Source organism: Capnocytophaga sp. oral taxon 329 str. F0087, assembly GCF_000213295.2.
Lineage (GTDB): Bacteria > Bacteroidota > Bacteroidia > Flavobacteriales > Flavobacteriaceae > Capnocytophaga > Capnocytophaga leadbetteri_A.
Map to the genome: position 1 here is coordinate 1 of NZ_KN390037.1, position 13,589 is coordinate 13,589.

Consider the following 13,589-nt stretch of genomic DNA (forward strand, 5'->3'; position numbering starts at 1 on the left):
GAAAAGAGCCAATACAAAGAAGAAAAAGATTACTATTCCTATATAAGCAGGAGCAGCTACTATGGGTTGGTCTCCCCAATAAGTAGGCAGACTATTTGAAAAGCCAAGTGCTTGTTGCTGTGGAACTCCTTTTTGTACCAAATACTCATAAGTTTTTGAGTTTTCGCCTAATGCTTCGTGGTTCGACCCACCGAAAAGGCGTGGCACTATCAAGTTCATTGATTCTGCTATTCCATAGCTATATTCAGTGATGTAATTTTTTGATAATCCCTCGGCAGCTTTTTTTACATTTCCTTCAGTATCTATTGTCAAGGTTGATTTGCTACGCGTACTCCAGTCTGCGTACTCTTTGGTAGTGAGTAGCAAAGTAGCGTTACAAAGTATACTAATAACTAAAGCTAAAAAAAGTACTCCTATTGACTTGCAAAAATCCTTTATCTCCATCTCTTTAATAGCTTTATAAAGATACACAATTCCGAGCAACAATACTAAAATAAGTAGATAATAAGTCATCTGGAAGTGGTTGGCACCTATTTCTAATGAAAGAGCTATAGCGGTAAGCAGTCCTCCCCAAAGGTATTTTCGCTGAAAAACCAGTAGTATACCCGCTAGTACAGGTGCAAAATAAGCAATAGCGTGCGCTTTTGCATTATGTCCCACCCCCAATATAATAATAAGGTAGGTAGAGAGACCAAAAGCAATAGCCCCCAATACGGCGGTTCGCATATCTACTTTTAATACTAATAGTAGAATGTAAAATCCTATAAAATAGAGGAATAAATAATCTGCTGGGCGTGGTAGAAAACGTAAGGTTTGGTCTAATTTCTTTACCAAATCATATGGGTAGTGAGCCCCTAACTGATAGGTAGGCATACCTCCAAAGGCACTATTCGTCCAATACGATTCTTTATTTTCGTTTTCTCTGTAGTCATTGCGTTCCTTAGCCATTCCTGAGTATTGTACTATATCGCTTTGCAAAATTGCTTTTCCTTGCAAGACAGGGTAAAAAAATGCCAAGGATATTAGGGCAAATAACCCTATTACTATAAAATGAGGTATTATCTTTTTCATTTCAAAAAATAGAACTTATAACTCTTCATACTCTATATAATCTCCTACTTGCTTAGTGGCTTGAGGGTTCTTTGAAGTATTGTTATTATTTATAACATTTTCTCTAACATTTTGCTTATTACCAGTCCCTTGATATGGATTTTGTTGGTATTGCTGCTGTGCTTTCTGAAATTCTTTCTGCATACGTTCTCCTATCTTATTTAGGAAGAAATGCATAAAGTAAGGGGCTACTATTCTGAAGAGTATTCTAAGCCCTAAGATTATCAGTATTATAATTAATAGGGTTTGTATGAAACCCGTAAAAGATGCTTCTGCTATCATTGCTGTGTGATTTTTTGCAAAGATACAAAATAAATATGAAACAACAAAAAAAAGCTGCCCCTTTATAAGGACAGCCTTTTTGTTTTTTATAATTCAATGATTATTTTAAGCTGAAAGTAGCTCTACGTGCTATCTGACGAGCTCTAGAAGAACTTTTATCAACTGAAGTATCTTCCCCTTTACCTTCTGTGCTGATACGTGAAGCACTAACACCAGCTTTCACTAGGATGTCTTTTACTGCATTAGCACGTTTTTGTGATAAACTGCTGTTGTAGTTTGTACCACCTAACTCATCAGCATAACCTGAAATAAGAATATTAGCACCTGAATTTTCTTTCAAATACTTAACAACTATGTCAATAGCCCAAGTAGAAGAAACTTGTGGAGTTGAAGAGTTAAAGTCAAAGTAAGCACTAATGTAACCTTTCTTAATAAGGTCTGATACTACGTCACCGCTGAAATCAGAATTATTGTTGTTTGCAGCAGAACCACCTTTAGCTTGATAGTTGTTGTTCAAATAATTTTCGATTTCATCTGGAATACCATTTCCATTAGCATCGTTCATCTTATCTTGTTTGTTAGCCACCTTGCCTTTCAAATCAGATACGTTATCTTCAAGAGCAGCTACGCGTTTAGCAACATCCTCATTGTCTTTAGCTGAGTTAGCAGCCCAATCAGCATGTTTGTCTTCTTTACCAAGAGCAATATTCAAACCTATAGAGGTAGTGAAGTGAGCTCCTTGGAAGCCACGGCGAGTTGCTCTAGAATGAGTATCATAAGTAAGGTTTTGTCTTGCATTAAGGTATAGTGAAGCGTCTAATAGAAGAGCGATTCTGTTAGAAAGTCTTATTTGAGGAGTTACACCACCAGTAAGGAAAAGCATTTGGTCTTTTCCAGTGAAGTTATCACTTCTTAGTTGAGAGTAACCACCCCCTGCGTGTACTAATACACCCAAGTCGCTTGTCCAATCTTCAAAACCTAATACACGAGCAAGGTTTGCATAACCTTGTAGGTTAACATTCCAAATTTTAGAATCAAATTTAGGGGTGTCTTTCTTTTCGCTAAAGCTATCGTAACCACCACCTAAACGGATACCAAATTTGTTGTTAAACATATAACGTACACCCAAGTTTGCACCCCATAAGCTAGGTGTGCTTGTAGTGTAACCACTTGTTAGTGGAGTTATGGGCTTATTTACCCCTCCATTTAAATCTACAGACCATTTGTTATAGCCGGCTGTTTCCTGTGCTTGAACTCCAATGAAAGCCAATGAAGCCAATACTAAAATACTTTTTTTCATTCCTTTTTAATTAAATAAATTATACAATAAAACGGGGCAAAGATAAGATTATTTTTTTTACCAAAAATAGTTTTAACAAAAAATTAACGTTTTTCTTTGTGCTTTAAAAGCATTCTTTCTAGTGGTGTAATTGCGCTATCTATACCTTCTTCAAAGGTTTTAAATTGTTTTTTCACTACCAAACTTTCTCCTGGTATGTGCACTTTTACTTCTACTATTTTGTTCTCTTTTGCAGTTGTATTATCTAATTTTAGATGAACATCTGCTTCTATAATTCGGTCATAGAAATTATCAAGCTTATCAAGCTTCTTTTGAATAAAATCTACTAATTTTTGGTCAACTGTAAAGTCAACAGGATGTACATGTACTTTCATAATGTTTAATAATTTAAGGTTTAACAATCTAATTATTTTTCTGTTTCTTCCTCATTTTCACTATTATTAGCACGTGGGTGGGCTTTCTTATATTGCCGTTTTAGCTCTACTAGGCTGGTATTCGTATATACTTGTGTAGAGGCTAAGCTAGAATGTCCTAAAAGCTCTTTCACTGTATTTAGGTCTGCCCCATTGTCTAATAAGTGACTCGCAAATGAGTGTCTTAATATGTGCGGACTTACGTCTTTTTTGCTGGTTACCGCACTAAAGTATGAATTTATAATTCTATATACCAATGTAGGATAGATTTTCTTACCGTTTTTTACTAAGAATAAAAAGTCTTCACTCTTTTTGTTAGCTATTTCTTCTCTTAATCTCAGATACTCCTTAAGGGTTGCTTCTAATTCTGGTATTACTGGTATATAGCGTTCTTTATCACCTTTACCGGATATTTTAATTTGCTTTTGCTCTAAATCTAAGTCTTGCAGTTTAAGTCCGGTAAGTTCTGAGCGGCGCATTCCGGTAGCGTATAGAGTTTCTATTATAGCTCTGTCACGCACTTCATCGAATGAACTCTTACTTGAGAAATAAGATAATACTTTTTCTATTTCTGCTTCCGAGAAAGGCAATTTGTTCTTTTTTTCTGTTTTTAGTAAGAATATTCCTCTCTCAAACGGACTTGTTTCTATCTGTTTTGTCTTCTTTAAAAAAGTATAATAGGTTTTTAGTGCTGATAATTTCCTGTTTATGCTTCTGAAAGACATTGATTGGTTAGATAGACTGATAATCCATTTCTTGATGTCTTCTTGGTCTGCTCTTTCCAAAGGGCAATCTTCCTCCTCTTTCTCACATTCACTTTTGATGAATCTTTCAAAAGCTCTAAGATCGTGTTTGTACGCTTCGACCGTGTGGATAGAATATTTCATCTCTATCGACAAATAAATGATAAAGGCATTGATTGACATGGTCTTTAAATTTAGTTGATTAAAAAATGGGTTTATAGAGTTTAAAAAGCTCTCACTTTTTCTCATAGCAAAATAAAGAAAAATAAATGAATTAAACTGTTAATAAAAAGTTAAAATTTTATCCATTTTTGTTAATACCCCTCCTTACTATAAGTGAATCAGAGAGTTATGCCTTTATTTTACTTCCGCTCCGTTAGCTATTTCTTCGCCATCAGGAGCTATAAATCGATATTTGCCTTCAGCATTTTCTACCATCAATATCATTCCTTGGCTTTCTACACCACGTAATTTGCGTGGTGCAAGGTTCGCTAATACAGTTACCCGCTTGCCTATAATCTCTTCAGGATTAAAGCTTTGAGCTATTCCTGATACTATGGTGCGTTGGTCTATGCCGGTATCTACTTTTAGAATGAGTAGCTTATCTGCCTTAGGCATCTTTTCAGCTGATAAAATAGTGCCAATACGAATATCCATTTTAGCAAAATCATCGTAACTGATAAGTTCTTTTTGTGGAGCCACTGTTACTTCGGCAGCTGCTTGGGCTTCTTGTTGGTTAGCTTGCTTGGTCTTTTCTAATCTTTCTAACTGTTTAGCAATTGCAGCGTCTTCTATTTTTTCAAATAATAGGGTTGCCACACCTATCTTATGTCCTGTAGGTAGCAATGCCGTAGGATTTTGTTTTACTTGCTCCCAAGCGGTAGTGCCGAGTTGTAATATGTTTTTTAGCTTTTCTGAGGTAAACGGCAAGAAAGGTTCGCTAGTGATAGCCAAAGCAGTCGCTACTTGTAGGGCTACGTACATAACGGTTTTTACGCGTTCGGCATCGGTCTTAATGAGTTTCCAAGGCTCTTCATCGGCAAGATATTTATTGCCGAGTCGTGCGATGTTCATCAGCTCTTGTTGTGCCTCTCTGAAGCGATAGCGCTCTAATGATTGCTCTATTTTTTTGGTGAGCTCACTAAGCTGTTGTAGCGTTTCGCTGTCTGTTGCATTCAGCACTCCTGCGGCAGGCACCTCGCCTTCATAGTATTTTTGTGTTAGTACGGCTACCCTATTGATAAAATTGCCAAAGATAGCCACCAATTCATTGTTATTGCGTGCTTGGAAATCCTTCCAAGTGAAGTCGTTATCTTTGGTTTCTGGAGCATTGGCCGTTAGGGCATAACGCAAAACATCTTGTTGGTTAGGGAAGTCTTGCAGGTATTCGTGTAGCCATACAGCCCAGTTTTTAGAGGTTGATAGCTTGTTGCCCTCTAAGTTTAAAAATTCATTAGCAGGCACGTTGGTAGGCAGTATATAGCTGCCTTCAGCCTTTAGCATAGCAGGGAAAATGATGCAGTGGAATACTATGTTGTCTTTCCCTATAAAATGCACTAATTCAGTATCTTTATCTTGCCAAAAAGGTCGCCAGTCTTTGCCCACGCGTTCTGCCCACTCTTTGGTAGATGATATATAGCCGATAGGGGCATCAAACCAAACGTATAGTACTTTGCCCTCTGCTCCGTCTACTGGTACGGGTATTCCCCAATCGAGGTCGCGGGTAACAGCACGTGGTTTAAGCTCATCGTCTAACCAACTTTTTACTTGTCCGTATACATTGGGCTTCCAGTCGTTTTTATGACCTTCTAATATCCATTTTTCTAAAAACTCTTGGTATCTGTTTAGCGGCAAAAACCAGTGTTTGGTAGCTTTGAGGGTAGGTTTGCTGCCAGTGATAGATGATTTTGGGTCTATTAGGTCGGTAGCGTTTAGCGAACTGCCACAGCGCTCGCATTGGTCGCCATAGGCTTCAGGGTTGCCGCATTTGGGGCAAGTGCCTATTACGAAACGGTCTGCTAAAAACTGATGCGCCTCTTCATCGTATAATTGCTCTGATATTTCTTCTATAAAATCACCTTGTTCATATAATTTTCTAAAAAAATCAGAGGCAGTTTTATGGTGAATAGGCAGTGAAGTGCGCGAATAATTATCGAATGAGATACCAAAATCAGCAAATGATTGCTTGATAATAGCGTGATATTTATCAATGATAGCCTGAGGGGTAGTGTGCTCTTTCTTAGCTTTGATAGAGATGGCAACCCCGTGCTCATCACTTCCGCAAATAAAGGCTACTTCATTGTTTTTCAATCGTTGATAACGTGCAAAAATATCAGCAGGCACGTATACGCCCGCCAAATGCCCTATGTGAATAGGTCCGTTAGTATACGGCAAAGCTGCCGTAATGGTATATCGTTTTGACATTTTTTATTAGTTCTTCTTAATGAAATGCAAAGTTACGAATTAATTATTAAATAGCAAGTCTATCAATTAGTCTTTTCTTTAAAAGGGGTATGCTCGTCAAATATTTCTAAAAGTAGCTTTTCAGTATAGTCTTTGTAAAGGTTGAGGGTATTTGAGTCTATACTCCTATTTTCTTGTTTGTCTATATAGGTATGAAAAGGCTGTAAGCCTAATTGCATTCGTTTGAATGAAAAGTTAGCTACGGTCATTGTTTTTTCCTGATATTTAGGGTCTTGCTGTGCTAGCATATAAGCATAGGTAAGCAGCTGAAAGGCTTTTCCGTACTTGATGTCTTGGGTCAGGTTTTCCCACTCTTTTAGCCGTACATCGGTGCGCTCTACCACGCCTGTTTTGTAGTCTATAACGTAATACTCATCATCGCGCAGGTCTACACGGTCAATAATTCCTTTGAAATAGACAGGAAAAGGCAGTTTATCGCTACAGAAAGGTACTTTTGTTATCTTTTCTTCTAAAAGAAGTACTTTTATTTGGCAGTTATTCTTTATTTCTGATAGCTCAAACGACAAAAAGCTGCGTATATACTTCTCTATAACATTAAAAATTAGCCAGTTTTTACCGCTTTTGAAGTCTGTGTTCTTGTATTCTTTCTCAAAACGGACTTCTATAGCGCATTTTAGCTTATTTTGCATCTCTTTAATGTCCTCTTCTGTCAGTATTTTATTTTTACTTCTCGGTATTTCGTACAAATCTTCTAAGGTGCCGTGCACTATCTCGCCAAAAGTGCGTGCTTCTACAGTTTCTTCCACCTCTCTTTCTTCGTGTATTTGCAGTACATATTGCTCGTAGAAAGTCAGCGGATTGCGTATGTAGGTAGTTAGGGCTGAAGGCGAAAGTCCTTTTTCTGCCATTTCTCTTAAGCGCGCCATCACTTCAGGAGTTTTCTCGATGCTTAAAGGTGACTGTGTAGTAGCATATACCTCGGGGGCTTTGATTTGGTGGGTGACCTTATGGGTGGGGACTTTCTCTGTTAGCAATTGCAGTATAAATCTGCTTTTCTCCCTACTTTTTAGGCTGTTCATCTCGGTATCGTAAAACAGATACGCCTTTTTGGCACGCTGCAAGATGTGGTAGAAGTTATGGCTGTACACAGCATCGCGCTCTCTGTAAGTAGGTAGGTTTAACTCGCACTTCACATCGTAGGGTATTAGCGAATTGTCGCTTTTTCCTAAAGGCAAAACGCCCTCATTTACCGAGGTGATAATCACGTTTTCAAAATCTAAACTTCTGCTTTCTAGTACCCCCATTACTTGCAGTCCTTCTAAAGGTTCACCGCGAAAATTGAGAGTGCTTTTTTGCAGTACATCTAAGTAAAAATGGTATAGCGTTTTCACCGAATCAATATGCCCATAACGCTTCTGTAGCAGGCTTAGCTGATTGAAAAGTTCGTAGAAGCGATAGGCGTACTCTTGTATGAGTACGTGCTGAGCGTTTTCGGGGTCAAGAGTGCTTTTAAGCTGGTAAATGAGCTTTATAGCATTGTCTATCAGGGTAGTGATAAAGGCTTTGTCTTTTCCTTTAGGGAATAATAAGTTTAGTATCTCTTGTTGGTCTTTTGGCGTATTTTCAAGTAGTTTTTCGCGCGATAGGTAGGTAAGATTATTCTCTTTGATGTAGGTGGCAATGGTCGTTACTGCCTCCGCCGAAAGTAGGCTGTGCAAAAATGGTTGGCTCAATAGGTTGAGTACATCTTTGTAATAGAAACTTTTAGAGAGGTGCAAGCGGAAATACGTCGTAAAAAGGTCGTTTAGGGGCGTTTGCTGTAGGGGGTATCCCATAGTAATATTAACAGCAGTGCCGGTTTGTACCGATTGTAGCATCGGTATTAGCAAATTTTCATCGGCTATGATAAGAGCTGTTTTCTCTAACTCGGCTGAGGGTAGCTCTTTCAGCAGAGCCGCCACACTATGCGCCTGATTTACGTTTTTGGGTACGCCCGTTAGGTGAAACTCTTTTTCCTCTTCGTAATGACTACCTATAAATTTAGGCGTATGGTTGAGGGTGTTGTAATACCGCCAATTTTTAAGGTATTTGCGCAAGAAGTACCCCGCCTCATGTGTCTGATTTTTTAAGAAATACGTGTCGCCGTCCCAATAGATTTCGCCTCCTATATCTATCAAAATAGATTGTATAACCTTCTGTTCACCCTCCGACAGCGCGTTAAACCCTACAAAAATATGTATGGTATCCGTATGGGTTTGCAGGTACTCAGGTAGTTTTTCTACTGCTTTTTTGGCTATATAGCCTCCGTAGCCTTTGCCGAGCTCTTCAAGGCGCTTGTTTAGAGCAAAATAATAGTCGCCTAATCTGCGCCAGAAAGCCAAATACTTCTCTTGCATTTCGGTACGCTCGTCCATACCCGACCAGTGCTCTACCTCTTTGAGGGCGTGAATGTAGGGGAATATCTTCTCGGGGTTCACTAAGTATTGGTCTATCTCGCTAAAATCTTTCAGAGCAGTTTGCCCCCAAGAAAGAAATTCTTCAAAGTTGTCGGGCGTGTCTTTATGTTGCTCTTGATGCACTTTTGTATAACAATCATAAAACTCGAAAAGCAGAGGTAAGGTACTGATAGGTTGTACCCCCGAAATGCGCGTGAAAAGGTCGGCTATCCCTATAAATTCGGGCGCAATAGTAGCGTGCTTTACCTGTTCGGCAAAGTATTTTTTTAGAAAGAGGGCAGGGCGTTTACCTGTAGTTACAAATACAAGGCGCTCTATCTTATCAGGATAGTTTTCTAAAACATCAGCAATAACTTCTTTTAAATACGGCATATCAATTAACAATTAACGTGTGATAGGGATTATCTTCTGAAAACTAAGAAAGGAGGGCGAGAGCGGCGGTTGCCTCTATGGCTCTTTTTACTTTTACATATAAAATTTTTTACATAGCCCATAAAAACCAATAAAAAGAGCACTCCAAAAACGATACAAGTTATTTTAGCAGGCAAAGGTAAGTCGTCCTCCTCATAAGCGGCGAGCAAAAGGACTATAGCAAAACCAAGTATTATCATTGGAATGACAATGCAAAAAAAGGCAATACCCAATATTTGTTTATAAGGTATCATATCTTTATTCAATATGTAAAGCACAATTCCTACGAGGAGAAAATCAAAAAGCAGGGCAAAGAAAATCATTACAGATAGTATGGTATAGAAGCCTCTATCTGCTATGAAAATATTTCCTGTATGCGGGTTGTAGTTTACCTTGTAAATTATTGACTTTGAATTATAAGTGTGTGAACTATAGTAGTGTGAAGCTTGCTTTGTAATGGTATCTCCTTGAGTGCTTATTAGCTGAAATACAGGTACTTTTACGGTAACTTCTCTAGTATAACCATATTCATCGGTTTTCTCTCTCTTTTCATATGCAAAATCTACTATTTTAGCGTTGTAAGTTTCATTTTGGTATAGGTCTTCAATATAACTAAAAACAGCTATAGGGAGCAAGCCTCCAGCTAAAGTAATGGTGGGTACTGTAGCAAAAGTGATGAGGTAAATAAAAATACCTGATTGAGAGCGAAAACGCTTTACCACGCAATAAGTAAGGATTATTGCTATTAAAAAGAGTATGTAAATAATAGGAGTGCCCATCATTTTCTTATTTTTTAGTCGATTGATTGAAATAAATACCTCAAAAGAACAGTTTAAAACAACTTCTTATTATAAATAAAGAGTACTGTATACGAAAGAACAAGCAAAAAGCCAATAAGAATATGAATAAACATATCTTTGTTTTTAATAGTTCTTTTAAGATTTAGGAACAATATGCCTAAAATGTATAAAAAACCTAATAATACAATGTATTCCATAGATAACTAATAATTTAAAAAATGATTAATAATAATTACTAGTAGCTTGGCTATCTATTAGTTATTAAAAGTAAGACCATTAGCACTACTGCAAAGATAAGCACTAATGGCATACAGAAGCGCAACCACTGCCGGTAATTTACATTGACCATTGCCAAAGAAGGCAAGATAAGTCCAGTGGGGGTGATGAGCGCCATTACACCCATACCAAACAAGTAAGCACTTACTACGCTATGCCCTTCCACACCAATGCAATGAAAATATAACTGAATAAAGGAATCATATTTTACTAATTTTTTAATTTCCTCATTTCTTCAACAACCGGACTCCCATATATACCAAAGGCAGAGCCATAATACCCAGATAAAGAGCATTGTGTACTACAATAGTAGGAGCGTAGAGCACTACTACTGCTAAACCAAAGAGGGCACCTCCTATATGGGCTGTGTGTCCTAAGTTATCGCCTTTTTGAGGATTGAACATCATAAAGACTGAGTAACCAAAATACAACGCCCCAAAGAGCCACCCTGGCAAAAAGTTTACTTTGATAGCTTTAGGGTAGAGGGCAATAGCGGTAAAGATAATACCCGATACTGCACCCGAAGCCCCTATAGCCGAATAATAAGATTGGCGTTTATATATTTGTAAGCTAAATACATTGCCCAATAGCATAGAGCCGAAGTATATCAAGACGAATAGCAGCTCGCCCATACTATCAGTAACTACCTCATAAAAGAAAAAGAGCGAAATCATATTGAAGATGAGATGCTCCCAATTGGCGTGTAAAAAGCCAGAGGAGATAAGGCGCACGTAGTCGCCTTTTTGTACTGCCCCTACATTGAACATATAACGGTTGAAAAAAGTAGCGTTGTTAAACCCATAGTAGCTCATCGCAATCGTAGCGATAAGAATAATAATAAAACTGATACTCATTAATATAGATTTGACGTTTGTGATTAATTATTTGTTATTAAAAGCAAGCACATTAGCACTACTGCAAAGATAAGCACTAACGGCATACAGAAGCGCAACCACTGTCGGTAATTTACATTTACCATCGCCAAAGACGGCAAGATAAGTCCGGTGGGGGTGATAAATGCCATTACGCCCATACCAAATAGGTAAGCACTAACTACGCTATGCCCTTCCACACCTACAACTGAGGCCAACGAGCCAATAATAGGCATAGTAAGTACTGCCATTCCTGAAGAAGAGGCAATAAATAAGCTCAATACCCCAAAAATAAGCATCAGCATAGGTAAAAATAGTATAGGCGACATTCCTTGTACTAAGTCGGTAGCATAATGCAGTATAGTGCCTGATATTTGTCCGTCATTTAAGATAAACGATACCCCTCTGGCAATTCCGATGATAAAAGCTACCCCCAGTAGGTCGCGTGCCCCTGCTATAAAATGCTGTACAAAAGCCTCTTCGTCACAGCGTTGTAGCACAGCTATGGCAATAGCAGCTACTAAAAAGAGAGCCGTCATTTCGCCAAACCACCATTCCCATTGCGATACCCCCACAATCATCACTATAAACGAAAGAGCAAAGACCAAAAGCTCAATCTTGGTAGATAGCTTTAGTGTGGTAGTCTTTTCAGCTGTATTAGAGGCGTATATTTCGGGTAAGGCGACCCCATAAACGATAGACTTCTCGGGGTGTTTCTTTACCTTTTCGGCATACCTGATGATGTAAATAATGCTGATAAGCACGCACAGCACTAAGGCTGTTAGGCGCACATAAAGTCCTGAAGTCCAGTCTACCCCTGCGGCATCCGAGGCGATAATCACCGCAAACGGATTGGTAGTCGATGCCATAGAGCCTACATTCGAGCCTATGTAAATCACCGCCAAGGGCACTATAAGGTCGTAACCCGCTGCTAAGAAGATAGGCACCAGCATAGGGTAGAAAGCCAAAGTTTCTTCAGCCAGACCAAACGAAGTACCCCCCAGCGCTAAGAGAGTGGTGAGCAAGATGATAAGAATCCCCTCACGGCCTTTTAGCAAGTGCGCCAGATAGCCCACCCCCATATTCAGAGCTCCCGAACTGTTGAATACCCCTATAAAGCCCCCTAGTACTAATACGAAGAGAATCACCTCTATACTATCGTAAATCCCTTTGATAGGGGCAAAGAGCACAGCTTGCACCCCTTGCGGATGTCCGTGCTGAGGTACGTAGGTGTTGGGGATAGAAATAGCTTTTTTGATTTTGTTTTCTTTGAATTTGCTCAGCTGAATGCTAATGCCCCTACTGTCTAAAGCCTCTTGGGTAGCAGGTACTGTATAAGAACTGTCGGCAGTCTGTATGACGAAAACATCTTGCGACTTGTCGTATAACAAAGAACTATAAGCCCCTGAAGGCAGTAAGAAAGTAAGGCCTGCTGCTAAAATAATTACCAGCATTAGCACAGTATAAGGAGTTGGGAACTTGAGTTTTTTCATTAATTATTTTAGTTTTTAGTCAGTTTATAAGCGATAGAGAAGGAGAGCATTGTCACAGAAAGACTGCGTGCTTTGCTAAAATTAACATCGTATACACGCCCAGCGATAGGGGTAAGGTTAGGCGAGATACGCACATCGCCCATCAGCACCACTCGGTCGAGGTTCCACATTATCCCTCCGCCAATATGGGCAGCGAGTACTACCCTGTTAAATTTTGAATATACATCAGTGGTGCGGTCGAAAAATAGGTTCTCAGCACTATGAGTGGCAGTGAGCAGAAATTTAGGAGAAAGCCCTATCTGAAAGAACCCTCTGAACATACGTTTGCCCTCTAACTGCAGCAAAACAGGCATATCGATATAAGTATAGGTAAAATGACCGGAATAATAAGAGCTTTGCACAGAGCTGTAGTGGTAACCTGCCCCTTCGTTTTTATAGAGCAATTCGGTATGTAGGGCTAAATGCTTTTTTAGGGGGATACGCACAAAAGCCCCTGCATTGATAATGCCCCAATTGCCCGAGCGACTAATTTCCAGTCCGCTATTCGACTCAAAAGCCCCTGGGCTACTGCCGTAAAGCAACGGATTATTAACTTTTATTCCCACCGCTACTTGTGCTAAAGAGATAAAGCCTATCAATGATAAGAAGAGAGTACTATAAAACTTTTTCATAGCTAAGAGTGCTTCAATTTTTAGGCTACAAAAATAGCAATTCCTCTGGAAAGTTCCAAAAGAATTGCTATTTTTGTTTAAAATTGTAATTACTCTTTTAAAAATATAGTGTTTTTCTCTATATTTCTATCTCTAACTTATCAAAAAAAGTATTTAGCGCTGCAATATAAGGGTCGAGTTCTAACAGCTTCCCACTGTAGTCTGTTGGCAGTTCTTCGATAAATAGGTTATTTCTGATGAGGATAGACATAGGATTTACAACAAATTCTTACATTCTGCTACATTTACATTATATTTTACTAGTATAAAATGTAAGTTTAAATGGTTAGTTTATTTTA

General features: G+C 38.7%; 11 protein-coding genes and 2 pseudogenes. All 13 read right to left on the minus strand.

The genetic code is table 11. From position 1 onward, the window contains the following. A pseudogene (locus HMPREF9074_RS09725) lies at window positions 1-1,071 on the minus strand (hypothetical protein); the annotation flags it as partial. Window positions 1,072-1,086: 15 nt separating this feature from the next. Beyond that, the gene (locus tag HMPREF9074_RS09730) at window positions 1,087-1,392 is read right to left on the minus strand and encodes a DUF4834 family protein (protein ID WP_009392661.1); all 306 of its coding nucleotides are present in this window, start codon (window positions 1,390-1,392) and stop codon (window positions 1,087-1,089) included. 100 nt (window positions 1,393-1,492) lie between these two features. Further along, window positions 1,493-2,692, minus strand: a complete 1,200-nt coding sequence (locus tag HMPREF9074_RS09735) for an OmpA family protein (protein ID WP_009392660.1) — start codon at window positions 2,690-2,692, stop codon at window positions 1,493-1,495. Between the two features lie 83 nt (window positions 2,693-2,775). Then, on the minus strand, window positions 2,776-3,066 hold the full coding sequence (gene hpf / locus HMPREF9074_RS09740) for a ribosome hibernation-promoting factor, HPF/YfiA family (RefSeq protein ID WP_009392658.1): 291 nt from the start codon (window positions 3,064-3,066) through the stop codon (window positions 2,776-2,778). Between the two features lie 32 nt (window positions 3,067-3,098). Beyond that, window positions 3,099-4,031 (minus strand): tyrosine-type recombinase/integrase, encoded by a 933-nt coding sequence (locus tag HMPREF9074_RS09745; RefSeq protein ID WP_034540492.1) that lies wholly within the window; start codon window positions 4,029-4,031, stop codon window positions 3,099-3,101. Window positions 4,032-4,205: 174 nt separating this feature from the next. Then, window positions 4,206-6,272: a methionine--tRNA ligase gene (metG, locus tag HMPREF9074_RS09750; RefSeq protein WP_009392656.1), complete on the minus strand. Its 2,067-nt coding sequence runs from the start codon at window positions 6,270-6,272 to the stop codon at window positions 4,206-4,208. A gap of 62 nt (window positions 6,273-6,334) precedes the next feature. Beyond that, complete coding sequence (locus HMPREF9074_RS09755; protein ID WP_009392655.1) at window positions 6,335-9,100, minus strand: PD-(D/E)XK nuclease family protein; 2,766 nt, start codon at window positions 9,098-9,100, stop codon at window positions 6,335-6,337. A 29-nt stretch (window positions 9,101-9,129) separates the two neighbouring features. Next, a complete protein-coding gene (locus HMPREF9074_RS09760) occupies window positions 9,130-9,921 on the minus strand; it encodes a hypothetical protein (protein ID WP_009392654.1) in 792 nt (263 codons plus the stop codon). 265 nt (window positions 9,922-10,186) lie between these two features. Beyond that, window positions 10,187-10,387, minus strand: a pseudogene (locus HMPREF9074_RS11975) (YfcC family protein); the annotation flags it as partial. A 55-nt stretch (window positions 10,388-10,442) separates the two neighbouring features. Next, on the minus strand, window positions 10,443-11,069 hold the full coding sequence (locus HMPREF9074_RS09765) for a rhomboid family intramembrane serine protease (protein WP_009392651.1): 627 nt from the start codon (window positions 11,067-11,069) through the stop codon (window positions 10,443-10,445). A gap of 23 nt (window positions 11,070-11,092) precedes the next feature. After that, window positions 11,093-12,580, minus strand: a complete 1,488-nt coding sequence (locus HMPREF9074_RS09770) for a YfcC family protein (RefSeq protein ID WP_009392646.1) — start codon at window positions 12,578-12,580, stop codon at window positions 11,093-11,095. An 8-nt stretch (window positions 12,581-12,588) separates the two neighbouring features. Further along, the gene (locus HMPREF9074_RS09775; protein ID WP_009392645.1) at window positions 12,589-13,251 is read right to left on the minus strand and encodes a porin family protein; all 663 of its coding nucleotides are present in this window, start codon (window positions 13,249-13,251) and stop codon (window positions 12,589-12,591) included. Window positions 13,252-13,369: 118 nt separating this feature from the next. Further along, on the minus strand, window positions 13,370-13,501 hold the full coding sequence (locus tag HMPREF9074_RS12800; protein ID WP_009392641.1) for a hypothetical protein: 132 nt from the start codon (window positions 13,499-13,501) through the stop codon (window positions 13,370-13,372). Between the last annotated feature and the right edge of the window lie 88 nt (window positions 13,502-13,589).

What these genes read in the sequence shown, in the direction of transcription:
- metG (WP_009392656.1), bottom strand. Translation starts at nt 6,272, where the DNA reads ATGTCAAAACGATATACCATTACGGCAGCTTTGCCGTATACTAACGGA.
- HMPREF9074_RS12800 (WP_009392641.1), bottom strand. Translation starts at nt 13,501, where the DNA reads ATGTCTATCCTCATCAGAAATAACCTATTTATCGAAGAACTGCCAACA.
- HMPREF9074_RS09775 (WP_009392645.1), bottom strand. Translation starts at nt 13,251, where the DNA reads ATGAAAAAGTTTTATAGTACTCTCTTCTTATCATTGATAGGCTTTATC.
- HMPREF9074_RS09760 (WP_009392654.1), bottom strand. Translation starts at nt 9,921, where the DNA reads ATGATGGGCACTCCTATTATTTACATACTCTTTTTAATAGCAATAATC.
- HMPREF9074_RS09765 (WP_009392651.1), bottom strand. Translation starts at nt 11,069, where the DNA reads ATGAGTATCAGTTTTATTATTATTCTTATCGCTACGATTGCGATGAGC.
- hpf (WP_009392658.1), bottom strand. Translation starts at nt 3,066, where the DNA reads ATGAAAGTACATGTACATCCTGTTGACTTTACAGTTGACCAAAAATTA.
- HMPREF9074_RS09755 (WP_009392655.1), bottom strand. Translation starts at nt 9,100, where the DNA reads ATGCCGTATTTAAAAGAAGTTATTGCTGATGTTTTAGAAAACTATCCT.
- HMPREF9074_RS09735 (WP_009392660.1), bottom strand. Translation starts at nt 2,692, where the DNA reads ATGAAAAAAAGTATTTTAGTATTGGCTTCATTGGCTTTCATTGGAGTT.
- HMPREF9074_RS09745 (WP_034540492.1), bottom strand. Translation starts at nt 4,031, where the DNA reads ATGTCAATCAATGCCTTTATCATTTATTTGTCGATAGAGATGAAATAT.
- HMPREF9074_RS09730 (WP_009392661.1), bottom strand. Translation starts at nt 1,392, where the DNA reads ATGATAGCAGAAGCATCTTTTACGGGTTTCATACAAACCCTATTAATT.
- HMPREF9074_RS09770 (WP_009392646.1), bottom strand. Translation starts at nt 12,580, where the DNA reads ATGAAAAAACTCAAGTTCCCAACTCCTTATACTGTGCTAATGCTGGTA.